The sequence below is a fragment of the Thioalkalivibrio sp. ALMg11 genome (assembly GCF_000377905.1).
Taxonomy (GTDB): domain Bacteria; phylum Pseudomonadota; class Gammaproteobacteria; order Ectothiorhodospirales; family Ectothiorhodospiraceae; genus Thioalkalivibrio.
On sequence record NZ_KB898874.1, the window covers coordinates 85,571 to 104,325 of the forward strand.

Sequence of the window (18,755 nt, forward strand, 5' to 3'; positions counted from 1 at the left end):
GCCCCTATTGTACGGGAGCGTAAAGGCCGGCGAGTGGCTTGCGAACGGCACGGACGGGGGGCAGGATCGGGGTATGGCCAACTTGTTCAAGATCCTGGTATTCGCGGGGCTGGGTTATGTCCTGATTACCGGGTTGATCTTTATCACCCAGGACCGCCTGATCTACATGCCTTCCAGCACCATCACCAGCACGCCGGAGCGCATCGGGCTGGACTACGAGGATGTCGAGCTGGTCACCGAGGATGGGGTGCGGATTCATGGCTGGTTCGTGCCGGGGCCCGGGGGCGACACGCCCGTGTTGCTCTTCCTGCATGGCAATGCCGGAAACATCGGCCACCGGTTGCATTCCCTACGGCAGTTCCACGAGCTGGGACTGGCCGTGCTGATCATCGATTACCGCGGCTACGGCCGGAGTGCAGGGCGCCCGGACGAGGCCGGTACTTATGCGGATGCCCGTGCCGCCTGGCAGTACCTGACTGATGACCGTTCGGTGTCACCAGAGGAGATCGTGCTGTTTGGCCGTTCGCTGGGGGCGGCGGTCGCGGCGGAACTGGCAACGGGCGTGGAGCCGGGGGCGGTGATCCTGGAATCCGCCTTTACCTCCGCGGCAGATCTGGGGGCGCGGCATTATCCCTGGCTCCCGGTGCGGGCGCTGCTGCGGCACCAATACGACACCCTGGGCCGGGTGGGCGCGATCTCCTCGCCGATCCTGCTGGCCCATAGTGCCGAAGACGAGATCGTGCCATTCGAGCATGCCAAACGCCTGCGGGCCGCCGCTACGGATGCGTGGGTGCTGGAGATGGAGGGTGGGCACAACGACGCCTTCCTGACCACGGGCGACGACTACACGGAGGGCCTGCGGGCGTTCCTCCGCGATGCGGGCGTGTCGGTCGACAGCCCTCAATGACGAACGGATCAAGAGACTGGGCAGGGCAGGTCGTTGGGAGAATCCGTGTTTCGATCGTGGGAGATTGGTAGACTCCGCGGTTGTTTTGGCTGGAATGGATCTCCCTGGCGCCTGGAATGAGCGAACCTGCCGCAAAATCCCCCCTGACCGTTACCTACTGTGGTGACGAGCCCCCGGAATGCGCGTCGGCACCCGTGGTGATCCGCTTTGGCGGGGTGAGCGGCGTGGAACGCAAGCCCGGGCGTCTGGAGATCCGCGTGGGGCTGGAGCCTCTGGGCGTCGAGTCGGGCTGGGGGGAGTGCTGGTCGCTGCCGGACGGTGCCGAGGGCGAGACCGGGGTGGATGGGTCCCTGAGCTACCTCCGCCACAAGGATTGCCTGATCGGTTGCTGGATTCAGCCGCTGGATGCCGCGGGCGACCCGGATCCCCTGACCGAGCGCGCTTACCGCGAGATCCTGGCTGGCTGCCGTTCGCTGGGTTTCGAGCACCTGGTGCGGGTGTGGAACTATCTTCCCGCGATCAATGACCCGGTCGCCGGCCAGGAGCGCTACCGTGGCTTCTGTAGCGGGCGGGCGCGGGTGTTCGAGGCATTCCCGGAGTACGAACAGTTCCTGCCGGCGGCGACGGCGATTGGCACGCATTCCGACGGCTTGCTGATCTATTTCATTGCCACCCGCGAGGCGGCCGCGCGTATCGAGAATCCGCGCCAGGTCAGTGCGTATCGCTACCCGCGTCAGTACGGGCCACGCAGCCCTTCGTTCGCCCGCGCCAGTCTGTGGCAGTCGGGACCGGAATCGGCCGAACTGTTTATCTCGGGCACCGCCAGTATTGTCGGCCATGAAAGCCGGCATGTTGGGGATCTGGAGGCGCAGATCGACGAAAGCCTGCGCAATATCGGTGTCCTGCTGGAACAGGCCGCCACGGATCACCCGGTTCGGGTGGAGAAGCCGCGCGACTTGTCGCTGCTCAAGGTGTACCTGCGCCATGTCGCCGATGCACCGGCCGCCGAACGTCATTTGCGCGCGCGCCTCGGTCACGATGTGCCGTGCCTGTTGCTGCACGGGGATATCTGCCGGGAAGAATTGCTGGTGGAGATCGAGGGACTTTATTCGGAGCGTCTGACGCGAGGCGTTCGCGACACCATAAAGAATTGATGCCGGGCCGTTCAGACCGCCGAATCACGGCGGCCGCCGGTCCCTTGCCTGGGGAGTACAAGCAATGCAGCCAACCACCAAGAAGCCACACCCGGTCCTGAAGGACTATTACGGGGATGAAGGCAGCCGACGCGCCTACGTCGACGACCTGTTCGACCGGACCGCCCCGTATTACGACCGTATCCTGCGGGTCGGCTTTTTCGGCACCGGGCAGTCGTATCGCCGGTTTGTCCTGAAACAATCCGGTCTGGAAGCCGGTATGGAAGTGCTGGACGTGGCCACTGGCACCGGCCCGGTGGCGGAGGAGATCCGCAAGGTGGTGGGCGACGACCACCTGACCTGCGTGGACCCGAGCCGCGGCATGATGGATGTGGCCCGAACCAAGATGGATGCCACGTTCGTCCAGAGCCTGGGCGAACAGATGCCCTTGCGCGAGCAGCAGTACGATCGTCTGTACATGGGCTACGGGCTGCGCCATGTGCGCGACCTGCATGAACTGTTCAGCGAGTACTTCCGCGTGCTCAAGCCGGGCGGGCGTTGCACGATCATCGAGGTCTCGCGTCCGCGTACGAAGTTCCAGTTCAAGCTGGCGCGGTTCTACTTCCGCGATTTCGTACCGTTCGTGGGCAAGGTGCTCACCCGCGACCCGGACGGGCGACTGCTGATGCGCTACTTCTGGGACACCATTGATCAGTGCGTGCCCCCGGAGGAAATCCAGGAGACCCTGCGCTCGGTCGGTTTCGAGGACGTGCAGCGCCATGTCCAGCTCGGCGTCTTTAGCGCCTACATGGCGACGCGCCCGGCTGACTGAGCTTTTTTGGGCCGGTTGAAGCTCAAGGTCGCGCCCGGCAGCAAGCGCAACGCGGTCGGTGGCTGGATGGGTGACACCCTCAAGCTCCAGGTGCAGGCGCCGCCGGAGAAAGGCCGTGCGAACGAGGCCGTGGTGGCCTTGCTGGCCGCGGAACTGGGGTGTTCGAAGTCGGCCGTGCAGGTGGTGGCCGGCGCGACCTCGCGCAGCAAAACCGTGGTGGTCGAGGACTGGTCCGAGGCCGACTTGCGCCGCGCGTTATCCTCATGACTCATTAACTGTGACGGGGCCCGTGCCGGACGGGCCCCCTGCGAAGGGAACTACGGATGAACCGCCTGACCCTGACTCGACCCGATGACTGGCACCTGCACCTGCGCGATGGCGACGTGCTCGCATCGGTATTGCCGGATACGGCGCGCCGCTTCCGCCGCGCGATCATCATGCCCAACCTGAAGCCGCCGGTGACGACGGTCGAGGCCGCCGCCGAGTACCGCGACCGCATCCTGGCGGCGCTGCCGGAGGAAGCGGACTTTGAGCCCCTGATGACGTTGTACCTCACCGAAGGCACGACGCCGGGCATGATCGACGCGGCGAAGGCCTCCGGGATCGTGCACGGGGTCAAGCTGTACCCGGCGGGTGCCACCACCAATGCGGCCAGTGGCGTGACCGATATCCGCCGTTGCTATCCGGTGTTCGAGGCGATGCAGCGGGTGGATCTGCCGTTGCTGATCCACGGTGAGGTGACCGACCCGGACGTGGACATCTTCGATCGCGAAGCGGTGTTTATCGAGCGCCACCTGGAGCCCCTGGTCCGCGATTTCCCGGAACTGCGAATCGTGCTGGAACACATCACCACCGAGTCGGCCGTGCAGTTCATCCAGGACGGGCCGGACAACGTGGCCTCCACGATCACGCCCCAGCACCTGCTGTACAACCGCAATGCGCTGTTCGCCGGCGGCATGCGGCCGCATCACTTCTGCCTGCCGATCCTGAAGCGCGAACGCCACCGCAAGGCGCTGCTCGAGGCGGCCACCAGTGGCCACCCGCGCTTCTTCCTGGGGACCGACAGCGCTCCGCATCCACGCCACGCGAAGGAGTCGGCGTGTGGCTGTGCCGGGATCTATTCCGCGCACGCGGCCATCGAGCTGTACGCGGAGGCCTTTGCCGCGGCGGATGCGCTGGACCGGCTGGAGGGCTTTGCCAGTCATTTTGGCCCCGATTTTTACAAACTGCCGCGCAATACCGACACGCTGACGCTGGAGCGGTCCCCGTGGACCGTACCGGAGGCCGTACTGTTCGGGCATGATCCGGGTGTGCCCCTGCGCGCGGGCGAGACGATCGTCTGGCAGCTGGCGTAGTCCAGCCTGGGGAAGCGGCCGGTGTGGCGAACCCTGTAACGGCTCGGCGGTCAGCAGGGTAGACGAGTACAGGACAAGACGAGGATGGAGACATGACCGAACCCAATGTGCAACGCGGGACGCTGTTGTTCTGGATGGCCATCAGCCTGGGGGTGGCGTTGCTGATCGTCGCGCTTGGGATCGGGCTGGAGCCGGCTGGCGCGCCGATCCTGCGCGCGCCGCTCAGCTCGCCGGCCGCCGGTGCCCTGGGCTTCGGTTTGCTGATGGTCTGGGCCGCGTATGCCTACGCGCTGTCCGCCGGGCGTGCTGCGGGCAGTCAGGAGATGGGGGTGGTGATCCTCAATCTCGGGCTGCCGGTGGCGCTGATCCTGCTGTGGCGTGCCGAGCTGAATGCGCTGGCGTTCTTCGTCGCGATGGGCTGGACGCTGACCCTTGGCGGCATGGCGATGCGCCTGTTCCGGCGCGAGGCCCTGGCCGGGGTGATGATGCTGCCGCTGATCGGGGTCAGCCTGACGGCGATCCTGCTGTCGCTCACGCTCTGGGTGCTGCCGGCCGCGACCGGCGGGGTCTGAGCCTGGCGCTTCCTATCCGACGGCCGGCGCCTGAGTGACGCTGGGCGTCGGCGCCTGCGCGCCGCGGCAGTGATCGAAAAAGGCATTGGCATCCATGGGCCGGGCGAACAGGAAGCCCTGAAAGAGCAGGTCACCGTGGGTGGCCAGCCAGCGGTACTGGGCCTCGGTCTCGACCCCTTCGGCCACCACCGCCAGCCCGAATTGGCGTGCGATGTCGCAGATCGTGCGCACCATGGCCTGGTCGTCGGTGTCGTGGTCGACCTGGCGGATGAAGCTCCGGTCGATCTTGAGTTCGTCGAACGGGAGACGCTTCAGGTAACTGAGCGAAGAAAATCCAGTCCCGAAGTCGTCCATCGAAAAGCGCAGGCCCATTTGCCGCAGGGCCTGCATGATGTGGATAACCCGGTCGGTATCCTCCGCCACCACGTGCTCGGTGATCTCGAGCGTGATGCGGTGGGCATGTTCACGACCCAGATATCGGTTGATCAGCTCCTGCATGCGATGGACGAAGTTCAGGTGCACCAGTTGGCGCGGGCTGATGTTGATCGCGAGCTGCTCCAGGGGGAACCCGGCGCGATCCCAGTCGCGCAAGGCCTGGAAGGCCCGCGCGATCACCGCATCGCCCAGTTCGCTGATATAGCCGGTCTGTTCGGCGATGGGGATGAACTCTGCGGGTGACACGGCGCCCAGCTCGGCGCTATGCCAGCGAATCAGGGTCTCGGCGCTGCGGATCCGCCCGGTCGTGTCGACCTGGGGCTGGAACAGGACCTCGATCTCGCGATTGTGCAACGCAAAGTGCAGGCAGCGCTCGATCTGCAGATGCCGCTCCACCGCCCGCGACAGCTCGTCACTGAAGACCACCACGCCGTCGCGCCCGCGGTCCTTCACTTCGTACATGGCGATATCGGCCTCGCGCACGAGTTGATGCGAGTCGACCGGCTGCGCTGGCTCGATCAGGCGGATCCCGATGCTGGCGCTCACGTGCAGGTGATGGTTGCGGATAATGTAGGGCGTCTTGACCACCTGGAGCAGCGAATGCGCCAGGCGCCGGGCGGCGCGCTCGCAAGTCTGGCGGTCTTCCTTCCCGGGGGCCACGATGACGAACTCGTCGCCGCCCAGGCGGGCGAGGTGGTGGCCCGGGGGCAGGGCGTTGGCGAAGTCGCAAGTCACGGACTTCAGCAATTCGTCGCCGATGTCGTGTCCCAGCAGGTCGTTGACCGTCTTGAAATGGTCCAGATCGATCAGCAGCAGGAACGAGTGCTGTCCATGATGCTGCAGGACCTCGAGGCTTTGTTCGAGATGGTCGATGAAGGCGGCGCGATTGTTCAGTCCGGTCAGGGCATCGTGGGAGGCCTGATGAAAGCTGTTGCGCAGCAACCCGAAGCTGCTGTTGGCCGCGTAAAACAGGACCAGGGCAAGGGTTGCCGAGAAGGCCGCCAGGACATAGCTATACCAGTCCCCGATTAGCAGGAAATACCCGGCCAGCGGCACCATCATGGCCGGGATTAGCGGCCGGAAAACCCAGGGGGCCGGGTAGAGCAGGGCCGCGACCACCGTGGTGGCGCCGATCTGCGTAAAAATGGCGATGTAGTGGAGATTGTGCGAGTCCAGGCGCACGAAGATCAGAAAGATCGCGGTCCACAGCGCCAGGTAGAGATACAGGAAGAGGGTGAGCTGCAGCCGCCAGCGGAGCCGCTGCTCCGGCGACAAGGGTGAGCGGTGATAACGCCAGTACAGCTGCAGGCCCCAGAGCGATGCGGCAAACATCACGCTGTACCAGGCTGCGGCCGCTGTGAATGCCCCGTGCAGGGCACCCAGCAGGATGTAGCCGAGGCCGGGGATCAGGGACAGCGCGACCAGTACCGGGATCTGGCGCGTCAGATAGGTGTCGAACTGGGGATCGGCCTGTAATGCCTCGCGGGCCGGTGCAAGCGCGCGTACGCTGGACGCCGACGGATTGTCTCGCGGGGTGAGTGCCATCGGGGTCCAGACGGGGACGGTTTGTGGAAGGGCTGGACGTTACGGTAAATCGGCCGGGGGCTCAACAAGCGCGGCCCGGCGTATCAACAACGGACTACGGGATGCTGCTAACCGAGTTACAGATCGAGGCCCGGCTGGCCGATGCGGCGCGCCGCGGGGAGTTCGATGACCTCCCGGGGGCGGGTCGACCCCTGGAACTGGATGATGACAGCGCGGTGCCGCAAGAGCTGCGGCTGGCCTTCCGGGTGATGAAGAACGCCGGCTATGTCCCCGACGCCGTGCGACTGAGGGGCGAGATCGCCTCGGCGGAGGCGTTGCTACAGGCTGCGGACGACGAGGCGGCGCGCCAGCAGGCGGCCAAGCGTCTGCGCCTGTTGCTCGACCGGTTGAACCGCAGCGGCGGGGGTCGGGGCATGCTCTCGGAGTCCGGCTATTTCCGGCAGTTGTGCGAGCGCATGGATGGCCCCAGCGAATGAAGCCGGTCCACGGACCGACCAAGGGCCGGGGCGCGACCATCGACCCCCATGCCCGTTTCGAGCCGACCCGGCACGAGCCCTTCGACGACGGGTGGGCCGGCGATGGCGAGGTACCGGCGCCCCTGCGCACCGAGGTGACGGTCGAGCACCCGCGCAGCGTCCTGTCCTGGAACCAGTCGCCCGATGTGCCCTTCGAGCTGTCGCTGAACCCCTATCGTGGCTGCGAGCACGGCTGTTCGTACTGCTTTGCGCGGCCGGCGCATGCCTATGTGGGGCTGTCGCCGGGGCTCGACTTCGAGAGCCGGCTGTTTGCCAAGGTCGGCGCGGCTGAGTGCCTGCGGCGCGAACTGGCGCGGCCGTCCCACCGGGTGACGCCTTTGGCCCTCGGCATCAACACCGACGCCTACCAGCCGATCGAACGCGAATGGCGGATCACCCGCGAGCTATTGGAGGTGCTGGCCGAGACCGGGCACCCGGTATCCATCGTCACCAAGTCCGCGCTGGTCGAGCGCGATCTGGACCTGCTGGGTTCGATGGCGGAACGCGGCCTGGTGCAGGTCGCAGTCTCGGTGACGACCCTGGATCGCGGGCTCTCGCGACATCTGGAGCCGCGCGCGGCGGCTCCGCAACGCCGCTTGCAGACCGTGGAGAGGCTCACTGCGGCCGGGGTACCCGTGAGCCTGTTGGTGGCGCCGCTGATTCCCGTGCTCACCGACGGGGAGCTGGAGGCCCTGCTGGATGCCGGTGCGGCGGCTGGCGCGGTGGCCGCCGGCTATGTGCTGCTCCGGCTCCCGCGAGAAGTGGCCCCGCTGTTCGAGGACTGGTTGCGCACTCACCATCCGCTCAAGGCGGACCACGTTCTGCAGCGCCTGCGCGAGGCGCATGGGGGCAAGCTCTACGATTCGACCTTCGGCCACCGTATGCGCGGGGCCGGGCCGTATGCGGAGCTGTTGCGGCAGCGCTTCCGGCTGGCGCGGCGCCGGGCGGGGCTGGCCGGCCGTCTCGTGGAGCTGGACTGCAACCAGTTTGTCCCGCCCGCGCGCCCGCAGAAAGCGCGTTCCGAAGGGCAGCTCGACCTGTTCTGACGCCCGGCCCATGCGGTCCGACTCACGCCGTCGCCCTGAGGATGCTTCTCCCTCGGGCGGGCCGTTCTGGTTTACAGTGAGGCCAACATCAAGACAGGGGGGACGATGCCGCAGAATCCAACCATGAGTACCGGCGATGCGGCCTGGTGGGGGCGCCGGGCACTGGCATCGGGGCAGCATGGACGCTGGTCCATCGGCCCCCTGGACCTCTGGCTGTTGCACGGCGAGCAGGAATGGCAGATGGTCCAGGAACGCCCGCGCGACCCCGCTGATGCCACACTGGCGATCGATGTGCCGTGCGGCGACGCGTTCCCCGCGGGCGCAAAGGATCTGCTGCGTTTTGCCGGCTCCCCGGCGGATACTGCGCCGGAGCTGCGGGTGGCCCTGGCGGATCGTCCGATGGTCAGCCGGCCGCAGAATCCGTTCTATGTGCCGGCCCAGGGCCAGGTCACGCTTTATCTGAGTTCCCCGGCCTGGGTGCAGCTGCATCTGGGCGAGGCCATGGTGCAGGAGTTCCCGGTCTACACGCCGTCCGATACCTGGTTTGGCCCGAATACCGTGAACGGGGAGCTCTGCTATGCCACCCGTACCCAGGCCCGCCTGGACCTGGCGGATGTGCCCGTGCGCCCGCACCGCGTCGTCACTCCCCTGACCATCGTGAACAAGGCACCGGATGCCCTGCTCCTGGAGCGCGTAAACCTGCCGGTGCCGCGTCTGCCGATATACGCCGACGAGCACAACCGCCTGTGGACCCCGGCGGTGCGCATGGAGCGCGAGGAGGATCGCGACATGGCGGACATGAAGATCGACTCCGGGCCACCCGGCGTGGCCAGCGGGGCTCAACGTATCGCCGAGCCCCGCCAGGTCGGGGGGCGGCATTTGATGGTCCGGGCGTTCACCGCCCTGTTTCAGTAGGGAGCTTCCTGCGCGATGAACGAATGGCTGCAAACCGCTCAGACCTTTGTGACCAGCGAGGCCTTTCTCGCGGCCATTCGTGCCGCGGTATATCTGCTGGTGGGCCTGCTGGTGGCGCGCCTCGCGTCACGTGGCCTGGCACACATGCTGGAAAACAAGCTCGACGCGCAGCAGGTCATGCTGGTCCGGCGCATCAGTTTCTACCTGATCGTATTGCTGGTCCTGGCCTCGGCCCTGCGCGAGCTGGGGTTCGACCTGACGGTGCTCCTGGGGGCCGCCGGCATCCTCACGGTGGCGCTTGGCTTTGCATCGCAGACCTCGGCCTCCAACCTGATCTCTGGGCTGTTCCTGATTGGCGAGCGCCCATTCTCCGTGGGGGATGTGATCAAGGTCGGGGATGCCACGGGCGAGGTCCTGTCGATCGACCCGCTGTCGGTCAAGTTGCGTACCTTCGACAACCTGATGGTGCGCGTGCCCAACGAGACCCTGGTGAAGACACAGCTCACCAATCTCAGCCGCTTCCCCATCCGCCGTCTGGATATGCAGATCGGGGTGGGCTACCGGACCGATCTCAAGCAGTTGCGTGACGTGCTCATGGGCGTGGCCGAGCGTAATCCGGTCTGCCTGGAAGAGCCCAAGCCACTGTTCATCTTCCTCGAATACGGCGATTCCGCGCTGAAGATTCAGCTCTCGGTGTGGGCGCGGCGGGAGAAATTCCTGGATCTGCGCAATTCCATGCACGAGGGCGTCAAGGCGGCGCTGGACGAGGCGGGGATCGATATCCCGTTCCCGCAGCGCACGCTGGGGGGCCTGAATGACAGCCCGTTACCCGTGCGCATCGTCGACAACGTGCCGGAGGCCGAGGCGGAAGCGGCCGCGCCAACGGGGTCGGCCGAGCGCGACTGACTGGAAGGCCGCCGGAGCGCGGCTGGACCGTCACTCAATCCGGGCGCAGATCAGTCCAGACAGGGTCGTGGTCCGAGGCGCGCCAGGGTCCCTCGGCGGGCGCACGACCGTCAAAGCCAAGGAACCGGGGTTCGTCCGCGTTGACCGGCCAGGTCGCTCCATCGCTAACGCGCTCGCGCAAGGCCTCGGGACCCAGCAAGTAGTCCAACTGTCCGGCCCGCGCGCGGAAGACATAGGTATGGGCGGACGATGGATCGTCATGCACCAGGTCCCGCTTTCCGGCCGCAGCCAGGGTTCGCATCGGGTCTTCGGCGGCGTAGGCGTTCAGGTCGCCGAGGATCAGTACGGGAACATCCGCAAACCCATCGCGTTGCTGTTCGCGGATCCATTCCACCAGCCGTTCGGCCTGGGCCGTGCGCCGTTCGTTCCAGCAGCCCTGTCCGCGGTCCACATCCCCGGCGTCGGGGCAACCGCTCTTCGCCTTGAAGTGCACCACCACGGCCCCGAAACGCTGGTCACTCCCGGGCTGCTGGAACCAGCCCAGCAATGGCGGGCGATGGTGCACGGCATCGCGATCGGCTGCGGATCCAACGAGTTGCAATCGGTCCGGCCGGTAGAGCAGGGCCACCTTGATCGCGTCGTCGCCCGGGCCAGGGTGGTTAATGGCCGAGTAGTCGCCGCGCGGCGATGGGGCTGCATTCAGTCGTTCGACAAGCTGCTGGCGCGCCGCCTCGGTGTTTTCCAGTTCAACCGCGCCCAGCAGGTCGGCGTCCAGCGTTTGCAGCAGGGCATCCAGCTTGGCCGTCTGGCGCTCGCGTTCCGCCCGGTCTTGTGCGCCGCGCTCGCCAAGCGTCACGAAGTCGTTCTCCAGATTGGCGGTGGCGATGCGCAGGTGGTCCGCTCCCGGCGTCGAGGGCGGATCGGGGCGCTCGCCGGCGAGCCAGTCCAGCGACGCGGTGGGATGGATGCGATGGTCGCCGAAGGCGTGGGTCAGGATCCCGGTCAGGCCTTGCACCGTGCTGCCCGCCCGGCGCGTGCCATGATCGTCGCGATAGGGGATCGGGTCGGGTTCCGCGCGATAACTGCCATCATCCAGGACGATCCGGCGATCCTTGTCCCGGGCTGTTCCCGCGGTCCCGGTCTGGCCGGGGTGGATGAGCCGCCCACCGGCCGAGAGCGTCAGGCTGCCATAGCGGGCGAGGTCGTGGTTGGCGGTCACCGTCAGCGTCTGCGCAAAGCGAACACGGAGGTCGGCGTACTCGCCGAGGCGGCTGGCGTCGTCAGGCAGGCGAACTTCCAGCGGTGCCGGAAGTTCGCCGTGCCCGCAGCCCTGGATGCGGTCCAGCCGAGAGATCTGCGGTCGTCCGTGGTGGCGGGTGAAGGCCCCGTGCACTTGCACGTGCAGGCCTTTCTCGACCGGCTCCAGACGCGGGGCATACACGAACAGGCCCGTCGAGTCGGGCCCGACGCCCTGCTGCAGATAGAACCCGCCGAGTTGATCGGGCCCCATGAACACACCCGTGACGATGCCCTCCGCGATGACGGCATCACCCTCGGCGACATCGCCGGCGCGGAGTTCGGCGAGAGGTGCGACCTCGGCCCCTGGGTGGGGACAGGCCACCCGGGCATCGACCGGGGAGGCTGCGAATAGCAGAATAACGAGAGCGCCCCGCAGTGTGCGGCGCACGCACGGGGCCGGGTTGTTGTGGCGGGTGCGGGTCAGCCGATCCATGGCCACATGGGAAGAATCAGGCGCTTTTGCTGGGGTGCAGAAGTTCGTACAGATAATCGGGCGCCTGGGTGACATCGGCGACGGTGTAGCGGTCGAGGACGTCCAGGAAGGCATCGCGCGCGTCGTTCAGGACCCCACGCAACTGGCAACCGGGGAGAATCGGGCAGACCGGATTCTCGCAGTCCACCACGTTCAGGTTCGGCTCCATGTCGCGGATGACACTGCCTACGTTGATCTCGTTCGGCTCGCAGGCGAGCGAGATCCCGCCTCCCTTGCCGCGCCGGGTGATGATGTAGCCCTTCTGGCCAAGCTGGTGAACGATCTTTACCAGGTGGTTGCGCGGGATCGTGAACTGCTCGGAGATATCGCTGACCGTCACGCGCTGGTCGCGCGGCTGCACGGTGAGGTACATCAGGACCCGAAGGGAGAAATCGGTATAGCGGGTGAGCTGCATAGGAAGGGTTCGTTGGTTCGCGGTTTGGAAGGATATGCGGGAACGTATATGCGTAAGAACCTTAATCGGTCCGGACCTCCGTCACAAGTGGTTCCGTTGCGGCGAGGTGAAGGGGGAACCCGGATGCACCTTCAGAAATGCCGGGACGGGCCGTTAACACGACATAACCATCGGACCACGACCGCAACAGGGGGCTTCAATGGGGCAGGGAAACGGGTGGTTGAGCGGCCTCTCGCTGGCAGGGCGCTTCTCGCTCGCGCTGAGTGGGATCGTCGGTGTGTTCTTCCTGATCGCGGCCGGGGCGGTGTTCTGGCACACCGCGACGCTCAAGAGCGGGATGGAAGCCACGCTGGCAGGCGTGATGCAAGGGCACGCGACCACCTCGACGCTGGAGGCGGATGTGGCCGCCGCAATCGACCGCCTGTTGACCCTGGCCGCCTGGCAGGTCAACGCGATGATGCTGGGGGTGGCGGTCGGCGTGGTCGTGGTGGTGTATTTCCTGTTCGTGTTCATGATCCGGCGGCGCCTGGCTGGGCTGGCGAAGCAGTTCCGCGCCGTCTCGGAGGGCGAGGGGGATCTCCGCCAACGGATCGAGGCGCCCCGTGCGGACGGGATTGACCGCCTGGCACGTCTGTTCAATGCCTTTATCCAGCGGCTGCAGACCATGGTTTCGGAGATGGTCGAGCACGCACGCGAACTGGGGGAGTCCGTCGGCACCCTGCATCGGGTGGCGAAGGAGACCAACCAGGAAGTGCAGCAACAGCAGGCGCGGCTGGGGCAGGTTGCCACGGCGATGAACCAGATGACGGCCTCTGCGGAAGAGATTGCGCGCAACGCACGGACGGCTTCGGAGGCCGCGGATCAGGCCGAGAGCGAGACCCGCACAGGGTCCGGGGTGGTGGATGCGACCGTGCGCACCATGCGCGAACTGGCGCGCGAGATTGGTACCGCGAATGAGCAGGTAGTGCGCCTGCAGGCCGAGTCAGACAGTATTGGCTCGGTCCTCGATGTGATTCGCGGAATTGCGGAGCAAACCAATCTGCTGGCCCTGAATGCCGCCATCGAGGCCGCGCGAGCGGGGGAGCAGGGCCGGGGGTTTGCCGTGGTCGCCGACGAAGTGCGTACCCTTGCCACCCGCACGCAGGAGTCCACCACCGAGATCCAGACCATGATCGAGCGCCTGCAGGCGGGTGCTCGATCCGCTGCCAGCGCGATGGAGAACAGCCGCGCACGGGGTGAAGCCGGGGTAAACGAAGCCGCCGGTGCCGGCGAGGCGTTGCAGGCGATCCGTTCCGCGGTGGAACGGATCCGTGATCTCAACAACGAAATCTCCGGGGCCGTGTCGCAACAGGCGGAGGTTGCGCGCGAGGTGGATGGCACGCTCACGGAGGTAAGCCAGGGAGCCCAGATCACGGCGGGCAATGCCGAGGCGACCGCCAGCGAGACGGATGCCCTGGTCGGACGCATCGAGCGCCTGCGCGGGCTGACCACCCAGTTCCGGGTCTGATCCGCGCCTCCCTGGGCGTGCGACCGGGGTCCCGGCGTCTCCCTGGCGTTTTCCGTATACTGCGGCCCGCCTTGGGAACACGGAGTTGTACCTGCAATGACAATCTGGGTCGCCGCCCTGCTCGGGATCGTTCAGGGCATTTTCATGTTTCTGCCGGTCAGCTCGACCGCCCACCTTGTCCTGACCCAGCACTGGCTGATCGCCCAGGGCGAGCCGCTGCCGCGGCCCGAAAGCGCGGAGATGATCCTGTTCGATCTGGTGGTGCATGTGGGCACCCTGGTCTCGATCGTCTTCGTCTTCCGCAAGAGTCTGACGCGGCTCACCGGCGGCATTGCCCGCGAAAGCGTGCAGTGGGCATCGGCCCGCGGGTCGGCCGGGCGCGAGATGCTGTTCCTGCGCCTGGCACTGCTGGTGGTGCTTTCGGTGTTCGCGACCGCGGTGGTTGGCTTCACCTTGAAGGCGGGCTTCGAGCAGGTGTTCGCCCACCCGACACTGATCGCGGGCACGCTGAGCCTGACCGGGGTATTGCTGTGGTGGACGGACCGGCTGCAGCGGCGCCCGCTGGGGCTGCGCCAGCTGAGCCCGAAGATTGCCACCATCATCGGTGTGGCCCAGGGCTTTGCGTTGATCCCGGGGCTCTCGCGCAGCGGTATGACCATCACCTTCGCCCTGTTCACCGGGCTCAAGCGGCGCTGGGCGGCGGAGTACAGCTTCTTCCTCGCGATCCCGACGATCCTCGCCGCCACCGCCGTGCAGTCGCTGGATGTGTTCAACGGCGACGGCCTCGGGGACCTCAACTGGACCGCGCTCGCCGTCGGCTTTGTGGTTTCCGCCCTGGTCGGGATCGTTTCGTTGAAGATGGTCCTGTTTTTCTTGTACCGCGCGAACCTGAAGGTCTTCTCGTTCTACCTCTGGGCACTGGCGCTGCTGGTCCTGTTCGGATTCCTCGACGTGGACATCATGTACGGGAAATGACGGGGCCGGTTTATTCCGGCCCGCGCAGGACCGCCAGGGGCGCCTGATCCAGTACCCGCCGGGTGCCCAGCCAGCCCGCCAGGGCAATCCCCAGCGTCCCGCCGCCAATCCCGTAGACGAAGGTCAGCGGGTTCACGCTGTAGTCGAACTCGAAGACCTGCCAGGCGAGCAGGGCACCGACCGCCGTCGCGATGACGGACGCCAGCAGCCCGGCCAGTAGCCCCAGGGCCCCGAACTCGGCCAGCAAGCCGTTGCGGATTTGGTCGCGGCGTGCGCCCAGGGTGCGCAGCAGCGCGGTCTCGCGCCGGCGTACGTCGCGCGTCGCCTGCACCGCCGCATACAGCACGGTCAGGCCCGCGATCAGCGTGAACAGGAAGACGTACTCCACTGCCCGGGTGGCCTGATCCATGACGTCGCGCACCTGCGCGAGGATCGCGCTGACGTCAATCGCCGATACCGCAGGAAATTCCCGCAACCACTGGTTCTGGGCGGAGCGCTGCTCCTCGGGTACGTGCATGGCGGTGATGAAGGTCCGGGGTTGCTCGTCGAGCAGCCCTGGCGGCCCAATCACGAAGAAGTTCACCTGGAAGCTGTCCCAGTTCACCTCGCGGACACTGGTGATCGGGCTGCGAATGGCTTGACCGCCGACACGGAACGTCAGGTGGTCCCCGAGTGCCAGGTCGAACCGCTCCATCAGCCCGGCCTCCACGGACCACCCGGCATCGGGATCTTGCCCCTCCTCGCCAAACCAGTACCCCGCGACGATGGGGTTATGCTCCGGGGGCGTCTCGGCATAGGACAGGTTGAACTCGCGATCCACCAGCCTGCGGTCGCGATCATCGTCGAAATCATCCGGGCTCACGCGCTCGTCGTTGATCTCGATCAGCCGGCCGCGGATCATCGGGTCCAGTTGCGGGCGCTCGAGACCGGCGGCTTCGACGCGGTCGGCAAAGGCCTGTTCCTGTCCCGGCTGGATGTTGATGAAGAACTGGTTCGGGGCGTCCTCGGGGATGCTGGCATCCCAGGCCTCCAGCAGATCCACCCGGACGATGGCGAGCAGCAGCAACGCGAGGATGCCGACGCTGAAGGCCACCAACTGCACGGCACTCAGGCCACCGCGGCGAGATAGATTGGCCAGGCCGAAGCGCAGGGCCATGCCGCCGCGGTTGCGCAGCGGCCGCAGCGCCAGCACCAGCGCCATCCCGAATACCGCCAGCAGCGCGATCGCAACGGCCGTGCCTACCAGCACCCAGGCGGCTAGTTGGGGATCGGCGGCCTGCCAGTACAGCAGGCCGCCGAACGCCAGCAGTGCCAGTGCTCCGGACAGCCAGACCGAGGTGGGCGGCAGACCCAGGTCGCGCCGGAGGACGCGCAACGGCGAGACCTGGCCGATGCGCAACAAAGCGGGCAGGGCAAAGCCCACCGCGGTGATCAGCCCCACCCCGAGGCCGGCAATGACCGGGCGCGAGCCCGGCGGAGGCAGGTCCCCGGCCAGCCAGTCACCCAGCAGTGCCGCCAGGACAAACTGCGCCGCAAAGCCGATCGCGAGGCCAACGCCACTGGCCAGCACAGCGACCAGCACGACCCGGCCGAAATAGGTGAGCAGGACCTGGCGTCCGCTGGCACCCAGCGCGCGCATCACGGCGGCCGGGTCGGCACGCCGCTGGGCGAAGTGATGGGCCGCGACGGCGATCGCCGCCCCGGCCAGCAGCACGGCCATCAAAGACGCCAGCCCGAGGAAGCGTTCCGCACGTTCGATCGCGGTGCGCAGTTCCGGGTTGGCGTCCTCCAGGCCCAGCAGGCGCTGGCCGGATTCCAGGTCATCCTCCAGCCAGTCCCGGAACTCCGCGACTCCGGCGCTGGGTCCAGCGGCAAAGAACTCGTGGCGTACGCGGCTCCCGGGGCCGATCAGGCCACTGGCGTCCAGGTCCTCGAAGGACAGCATCAGTCGCGGCGCAATATCCAGCAGGTTGCTGCCGCGATCCGGTTCGTGAGTGATGATCGCGCCGACCTCTAGATCGAGGTCGCCGACCTCCACCCGGTCCCCGACCTCCAGTCGCAGGGCCTCGATCAGCGCCGGCTCCAGCCAGGCGGTACCCGGTTCCGGCCCGCGGTCGCGGACCTGTTCTTCTCCCTCGCGACCCGGACGAATACGGGCCGCGCCTTTCAGCGGCCAGCCCGCCTCGACCGCGCGCAGCGCCGCCAGTCGCGACTCGTCGTCCGCAGTAAAGACGACGCTGGGGAGGGAGGCCGTACGCGCCGTTTCCAGTCCGTAGCTCGCCGCTTCGGCGGGCCAGCCTTCCGGCAGCGGATTGTCGCTGACAACCGCCAGGTCACCACCGAGCAGTGCAGTGGCTTGCTGGGCCATGCCGCGATCCACCCGATCGGTGAAGAAGCCCACCGCCGCGACGGCTGCGACGGCGACCACCAGGGCGGCGGCGAGGACGCGCAGTTCAGCCGAGCGCCATTCACGCCAGGTGCCGCGCAGCAGGGCGCGCAGATGGCTGCGGTTGGTTCCCCGGGCCGCGATCATTCGAGCACACCGTCCTGGATCGAGATGATGCGGTCGCATTGCCCGGCCAGTTCCGGGTCGTGTGTCACCAGCACCAGGGCCGTGGCCGGGCCATCACTGTCGGGATCCCGGGCGAGGCTGAACAGCAGTTCGATGATGCGGTGGCCGGTGCGCCCGTCGAGGTTCCCTGTGGGTTCGTCGGCAAACAGTACCGCCGGGTGATCCACAATGGCGCGGGCAATCGCCACGCGTTGCTGCTCGCCACCCGATAGTTGATGGGGATAGTGGGCGGAACGTTCGTCCAGGCCCACGCGTTCCAGGGCCTGTGAGGCCCAGTTGTTCAGGGTCTCCTGACTCTCTTTCGCATGGGCCGGGTTGAGTTCCAGCGGGAGCAGGGTGTTCTCCATCGCGGTTAGTGCCGGCAGGAGCTGGAAGGACTGGAACACGAATCCGACCCGGCCGGCGCGCAGGGCCGCCCGGCCATCCTCGTCCAGTTCACTAATTGTTTGTCCGAGCAGCCGAACTTCTCCCGCACTCGGGGCGTCCAGACCTGCAAGCAGTCCGAGAAGGGTGGATTTGCCGGAGCCCGAGGCGCCGAGAATGGCCACCGTCTCGCCGGCCTGGACCGCCAGCGAGATGCCGCGCAGGATATCCAGCGGCCCACTGGGTCCGTTGATTCGCTGCTCGAGGTCGCGGGCCTCCAGTACAAATGACGAGGATGCATCCATGTTGCGTATTCCGTTGGTCGTGATGGGCTTGATCGCGTTGCTATGGAGTCCTGTTGCGGCTGCAAATTCCCTGCCGGCCGAAAATCGTTCGGCCGAGCCGCTCCGGCTCCTGGTATTCGGGGACTCGCTTAGTGCCGCGTACGGCATGCCGGATTCCGCCGGCTGGCCGGCCCTGCTGGGCGAACGCCTGGTGGAGCGAGAGAAGGACTGGGAGGTGGTCAACGTATCCATCAGCGGAGATACCACGGCCGGGGGACGGACTCGCCTGCCCGAAGTGCTGGAACGCGCAGCGTTCGAAGTCGTCATCCTGGCCCTGGGCGGCAACGATGGCCTGCGCGGCCTGCCCCCGCAGGCCATGCGCGAAAACCTGCAGGCAATGGTGGATGCGATCGAGGCGGTCGACGCCGAAACCCTGTTGCTGGGCATACGCATCCCGCCGAACTACGGCCGCCGCTACACCGAGCGTTTCGAGGCCGTATTCGCCGACCTCGCCGAGGACCGGGGGCTCGCGTTCGAGCCGTTCTTCCTCGAGGGCATCCTGTTGGAAGACGGCATGTTGATGGACGACGGCATCCACCCCAGCGAGGCCGCTCAACCCCATCTGCTGGACGCCATATGGCCGCGGCTGGAGCCCATGGTGGAGGAGGCCGAAGCCCGATCGCGCCCATGCAACGGAGCCGGGTAGA

General features: G+C 66.7%; 18 protein-coding genes. 13 read left to right on the plus strand and 5 right to left on the minus strand.

What is annotated here, in order from left to right; genetic code table 11:
- The first annotated feature begins 73 nt into the window (after positions 1-73).
- The 6 genes from D578_RS0107930 (at position 74) to D578_RS0107955 (ending at position 4,799) form a co-directional block, all read left to right on the plus strand.
- Complete coding sequence (locus tag D578_RS0107930) at positions 74-907, plus strand: alpha/beta hydrolase (protein ID WP_018949439.1); 834 nt, start codon at positions 74-76, stop codon at positions 905-907.
- Between the two features lie 116 nt (positions 908-1,023).
- A complete protein-coding gene (locus D578_RS0107935) occupies positions 1,024-2,061 on the plus strand; it encodes a hypothetical protein (protein WP_026289251.1) in 1,038 nt (345 codons plus the stop codon).
- Between the two features lie 64 nt (positions 2,062-2,125).
- Positions 2,126-2,872, plus strand: coding sequence for a class I SAM-dependent methyltransferase (locus D578_RS0107940; RefSeq protein ID WP_018949441.1), 747 nt, complete (start codon positions 2,126-2,128; stop codon positions 2,870-2,872).
- A 6-nt stretch (positions 2,873-2,878) separates the two neighbouring features.
- Positions 2,879-3,139, plus strand: a complete 261-nt coding sequence (locus tag D578_RS0107945; RefSeq protein ID WP_026289252.1) for a DUF167 domain-containing protein — start codon at positions 2,879-2,881, stop codon at positions 3,137-3,139.
- 56 nt (positions 3,140-3,195) lie between these two features.
- Positions 3,196-4,227, plus strand: coding sequence for a dihydroorotase (gene pyrC, locus D578_RS0107950; RefSeq protein ID WP_018949443.1), 1,032 nt, complete (start codon positions 3,196-3,198; stop codon positions 4,225-4,227).
- Between the two features lie 92 nt (positions 4,228-4,319).
- Positions 4,320-4,799, plus strand: a complete 480-nt coding sequence (locus D578_RS0107955) for a hypothetical protein (protein ID WP_018949444.1) — start codon at positions 4,320-4,322, stop codon at positions 4,797-4,799.
- Positions 4,800-4,811: 12 nt separating this feature from the next.
- On the opposite strand, the gene D578_RS0107960 is transcribed toward D578_RS0107955, so the two are convergent.
- On the minus strand, positions 4,812-6,779 hold the full coding sequence (locus D578_RS0107960; protein ID WP_018949445.1) for a bifunctional diguanylate cyclase/phosphodiesterase: 1,968 nt from the start codon (positions 6,777-6,779) through the stop codon (positions 4,812-4,814).
- Positions 6,780-6,880: 101 nt separating this feature from the next.
- On the opposite strand from D578_RS0107960, the gene D578_RS0107965 reads away from it, so the two are divergent.
- The 4 genes from D578_RS0107965 (at position 6,881) to D578_RS0107980 (ending at position 10,161) form a co-directional block, all read left to right on the plus strand.
- Positions 6,881-7,255, plus strand: a complete 375-nt coding sequence (locus tag D578_RS0107965; protein ID WP_018949446.1) for a DUF1992 domain-containing protein — start codon at positions 6,881-6,883, stop codon at positions 7,253-7,255.
- Complete coding sequence (locus tag D578_RS0107970) at positions 7,252-8,340, plus strand: PA0069 family radical SAM protein (RefSeq protein WP_018949447.1); 1,089 nt, start codon at positions 7,252-7,254, stop codon at positions 8,338-8,340. The genes D578_RS0107965 and D578_RS0107970 overlap by 4 nt, the downstream gene beginning before the upstream one ends.
- A gap of 105 nt (positions 8,341-8,445) precedes the next feature.
- A complete protein-coding gene (locus tag D578_RS0107975; RefSeq protein ID WP_018949448.1) occupies positions 8,446-9,255 on the plus strand; it encodes a hypothetical protein in 810 nt (269 codons plus the stop codon).
- 15 nt (positions 9,256-9,270) lie between these two features.
- Complete coding sequence (locus D578_RS0107980) at positions 9,271-10,161, plus strand: mechanosensitive ion channel family protein (protein WP_018949449.1); 891 nt, start codon at positions 9,271-9,273, stop codon at positions 10,159-10,161.
- A 34-nt stretch (positions 10,162-10,195) separates the two neighbouring features.
- On the opposite strand, the gene D578_RS0107985 is transcribed toward D578_RS0107980, so the two are convergent.
- The gene (locus tag D578_RS0107985; RefSeq protein ID WP_018949450.1) at positions 10,196-11,893 is read right to left on the minus strand and encodes an ExeM/NucH family extracellular endonuclease; all 1,698 of its coding nucleotides are present in this window, start codon (positions 11,891-11,893) and stop codon (positions 10,196-10,198) included.
- A 16-nt stretch (positions 11,894-11,909) separates the two neighbouring features.
- Positions 11,910-12,347: an Rrf2 family transcriptional regulator gene (locus D578_RS0107990; RefSeq protein ID WP_018949451.1), complete on the minus strand. Its 438-nt coding sequence runs from the start codon at positions 12,345-12,347 to the stop codon at positions 11,910-11,912.
- 199 nt (positions 12,348-12,546) lie between these two features.
- On the opposite strand from D578_RS0107990, the gene D578_RS0107995 reads away from it, so the two are divergent.
- Together D578_RS0107995 and D578_RS0108000 are read left to right on the plus strand one after the other, a co-directional pair.
- Positions 12,547-13,854: a methyl-accepting chemotaxis protein gene (locus D578_RS0107995; RefSeq protein WP_026289253.1), complete on the plus strand. Its 1,308-nt coding sequence runs from the start codon at positions 12,547-12,549 to the stop codon at positions 13,852-13,854.
- A 96-nt stretch (positions 13,855-13,950) separates the two neighbouring features.
- Positions 13,951-14,829, plus strand: a complete 879-nt coding sequence (locus tag D578_RS0108000) for an undecaprenyl-diphosphate phosphatase (RefSeq protein ID WP_018949453.1) — start codon at positions 13,951-13,953, stop codon at positions 14,827-14,829.
- A gap of 10 nt (positions 14,830-14,839) precedes the next feature.
- Here the strand turns inward: D578_RS0108000 and D578_RS0108005 are convergent, their stop codons facing one another.
- On the minus strand, positions 14,840-17,362 hold the full coding sequence (locus tag D578_RS0108005; RefSeq protein WP_018949454.1) for an ABC transporter permease: 2,523 nt from the start codon (positions 17,360-17,362) through the stop codon (positions 14,840-14,842).
- Positions 17,359-18,069: an ABC transporter ATP-binding protein gene (locus D578_RS0108010; protein WP_018949455.1), complete on the minus strand. Its 711-nt coding sequence runs from the start codon at positions 18,067-18,069 to the stop codon at positions 17,359-17,361. Before D578_RS0108010 ends, D578_RS0108005 begins: the two co-directional genes overlap by 4 nt.
- Between D578_RS0108010 and D578_RS0108015 the strand changes: the two genes are divergently transcribed.
- The gene (locus D578_RS0108015) at positions 18,068-18,754 is read left to right on the plus strand and encodes an arylesterase (protein WP_018949456.1); all 687 of its coding nucleotides are present in this window, start codon (positions 18,068-18,070) and stop codon (positions 18,752-18,754) included. The genes D578_RS0108010 and D578_RS0108015 overlap by 2 nt on opposite strands.
- Position 18,755 lies beyond the last annotated feature (1 nt).

Coding starts and splice junctions, on each gene's coding strand:
- D578_RS0107980 (WP_018949449.1), top strand. CDS start 9,271: ATGAACGAATGGCTGCAAACCGCTCAGACCTTTGTGACCAGCGAGGCC.
- D578_RS0108005 (WP_018949454.1), bottom strand. CDS start 17,362: ATGATCGCGGCCCGGGGAACCAACCGCAGCCATCTGCGCGCCCTGCTG.
- D578_RS0108000 (WP_018949453.1), top strand. CDS start 13,951: ATGACAATCTGGGTCGCCGCCCTGCTCGGGATCGTTCAGGGCATTTTC.
- D578_RS0107995 (WP_026289253.1), top strand. CDS start 12,547: ATGGGGCAGGGAAACGGGTGGTTGAGCGGCCTCTCGCTGGCAGGGCGC.
- D578_RS0107990 (WP_018949451.1), bottom strand. CDS start 12,347: ATGCAGCTCACCCGCTATACCGATTTCTCCCTTCGGGTCCTGATGTAC.
- D578_RS0108015 (WP_018949456.1), top strand. CDS start 18,068: ATGTTGCGTATTCCGTTGGTCGTGATGGGCTTGATCGCGTTGCTATGG.
- D578_RS0107970 (WP_018949447.1), top strand. CDS start 7,252: ATGAAGCCGGTCCACGGACCGACCAAGGGCCGGGGCGCGACCATCGAC.
- D578_RS0107935 (WP_026289251.1), top strand. CDS start 1,024: ATGAGCGAACCTGCCGCAAAATCCCCCCTGACCGTTACCTACTGTGGT.
- D578_RS0107975 (WP_018949448.1), top strand. CDS start 8,446: ATGCCGCAGAATCCAACCATGAGTACCGGCGATGCGGCCTGGTGGGGG.
- pyrC (WP_018949443.1), top strand. CDS start 3,196: ATGAACCGCCTGACCCTGACTCGACCCGATGACTGGCACCTGCACCTG.
- D578_RS0107955 (WP_018949444.1), top strand. CDS start 4,320: ATGACCGAACCCAATGTGCAACGCGGGACGCTGTTGTTCTGGATGGCC.
- D578_RS0107960 (WP_018949445.1), bottom strand. CDS start 6,779: ATGGCACTCACCCCGCGAGACAATCCGTCGGCGTCCAGCGTACGCGCG.
- D578_RS0107985 (WP_018949450.1), bottom strand. CDS start 11,893: ATGGATCGGCTGACCCGCACCCGCCACAACAACCCGGCCCCGTGCGTG.
- D578_RS0108010 (WP_018949455.1), bottom strand. CDS start 18,069: ATGGATGCATCCTCGTCATTTGTACTGGAGGCCCGCGACCTCGAGCAG.
- D578_RS0107940 (WP_018949441.1), top strand. CDS start 2,126: ATGCAGCCAACCACCAAGAAGCCACACCCGGTCCTGAAGGACTATTAC.
- D578_RS0107930 (WP_018949439.1), top strand. CDS start 74: ATGGCCAACTTGTTCAAGATCCTGGTATTCGCGGGGCTGGGTTATGTC.
- D578_RS0107965 (WP_018949446.1), top strand. CDS start 6,881: ATGCTGCTAACCGAGTTACAGATCGAGGCCCGGCTGGCCGATGCGGCG.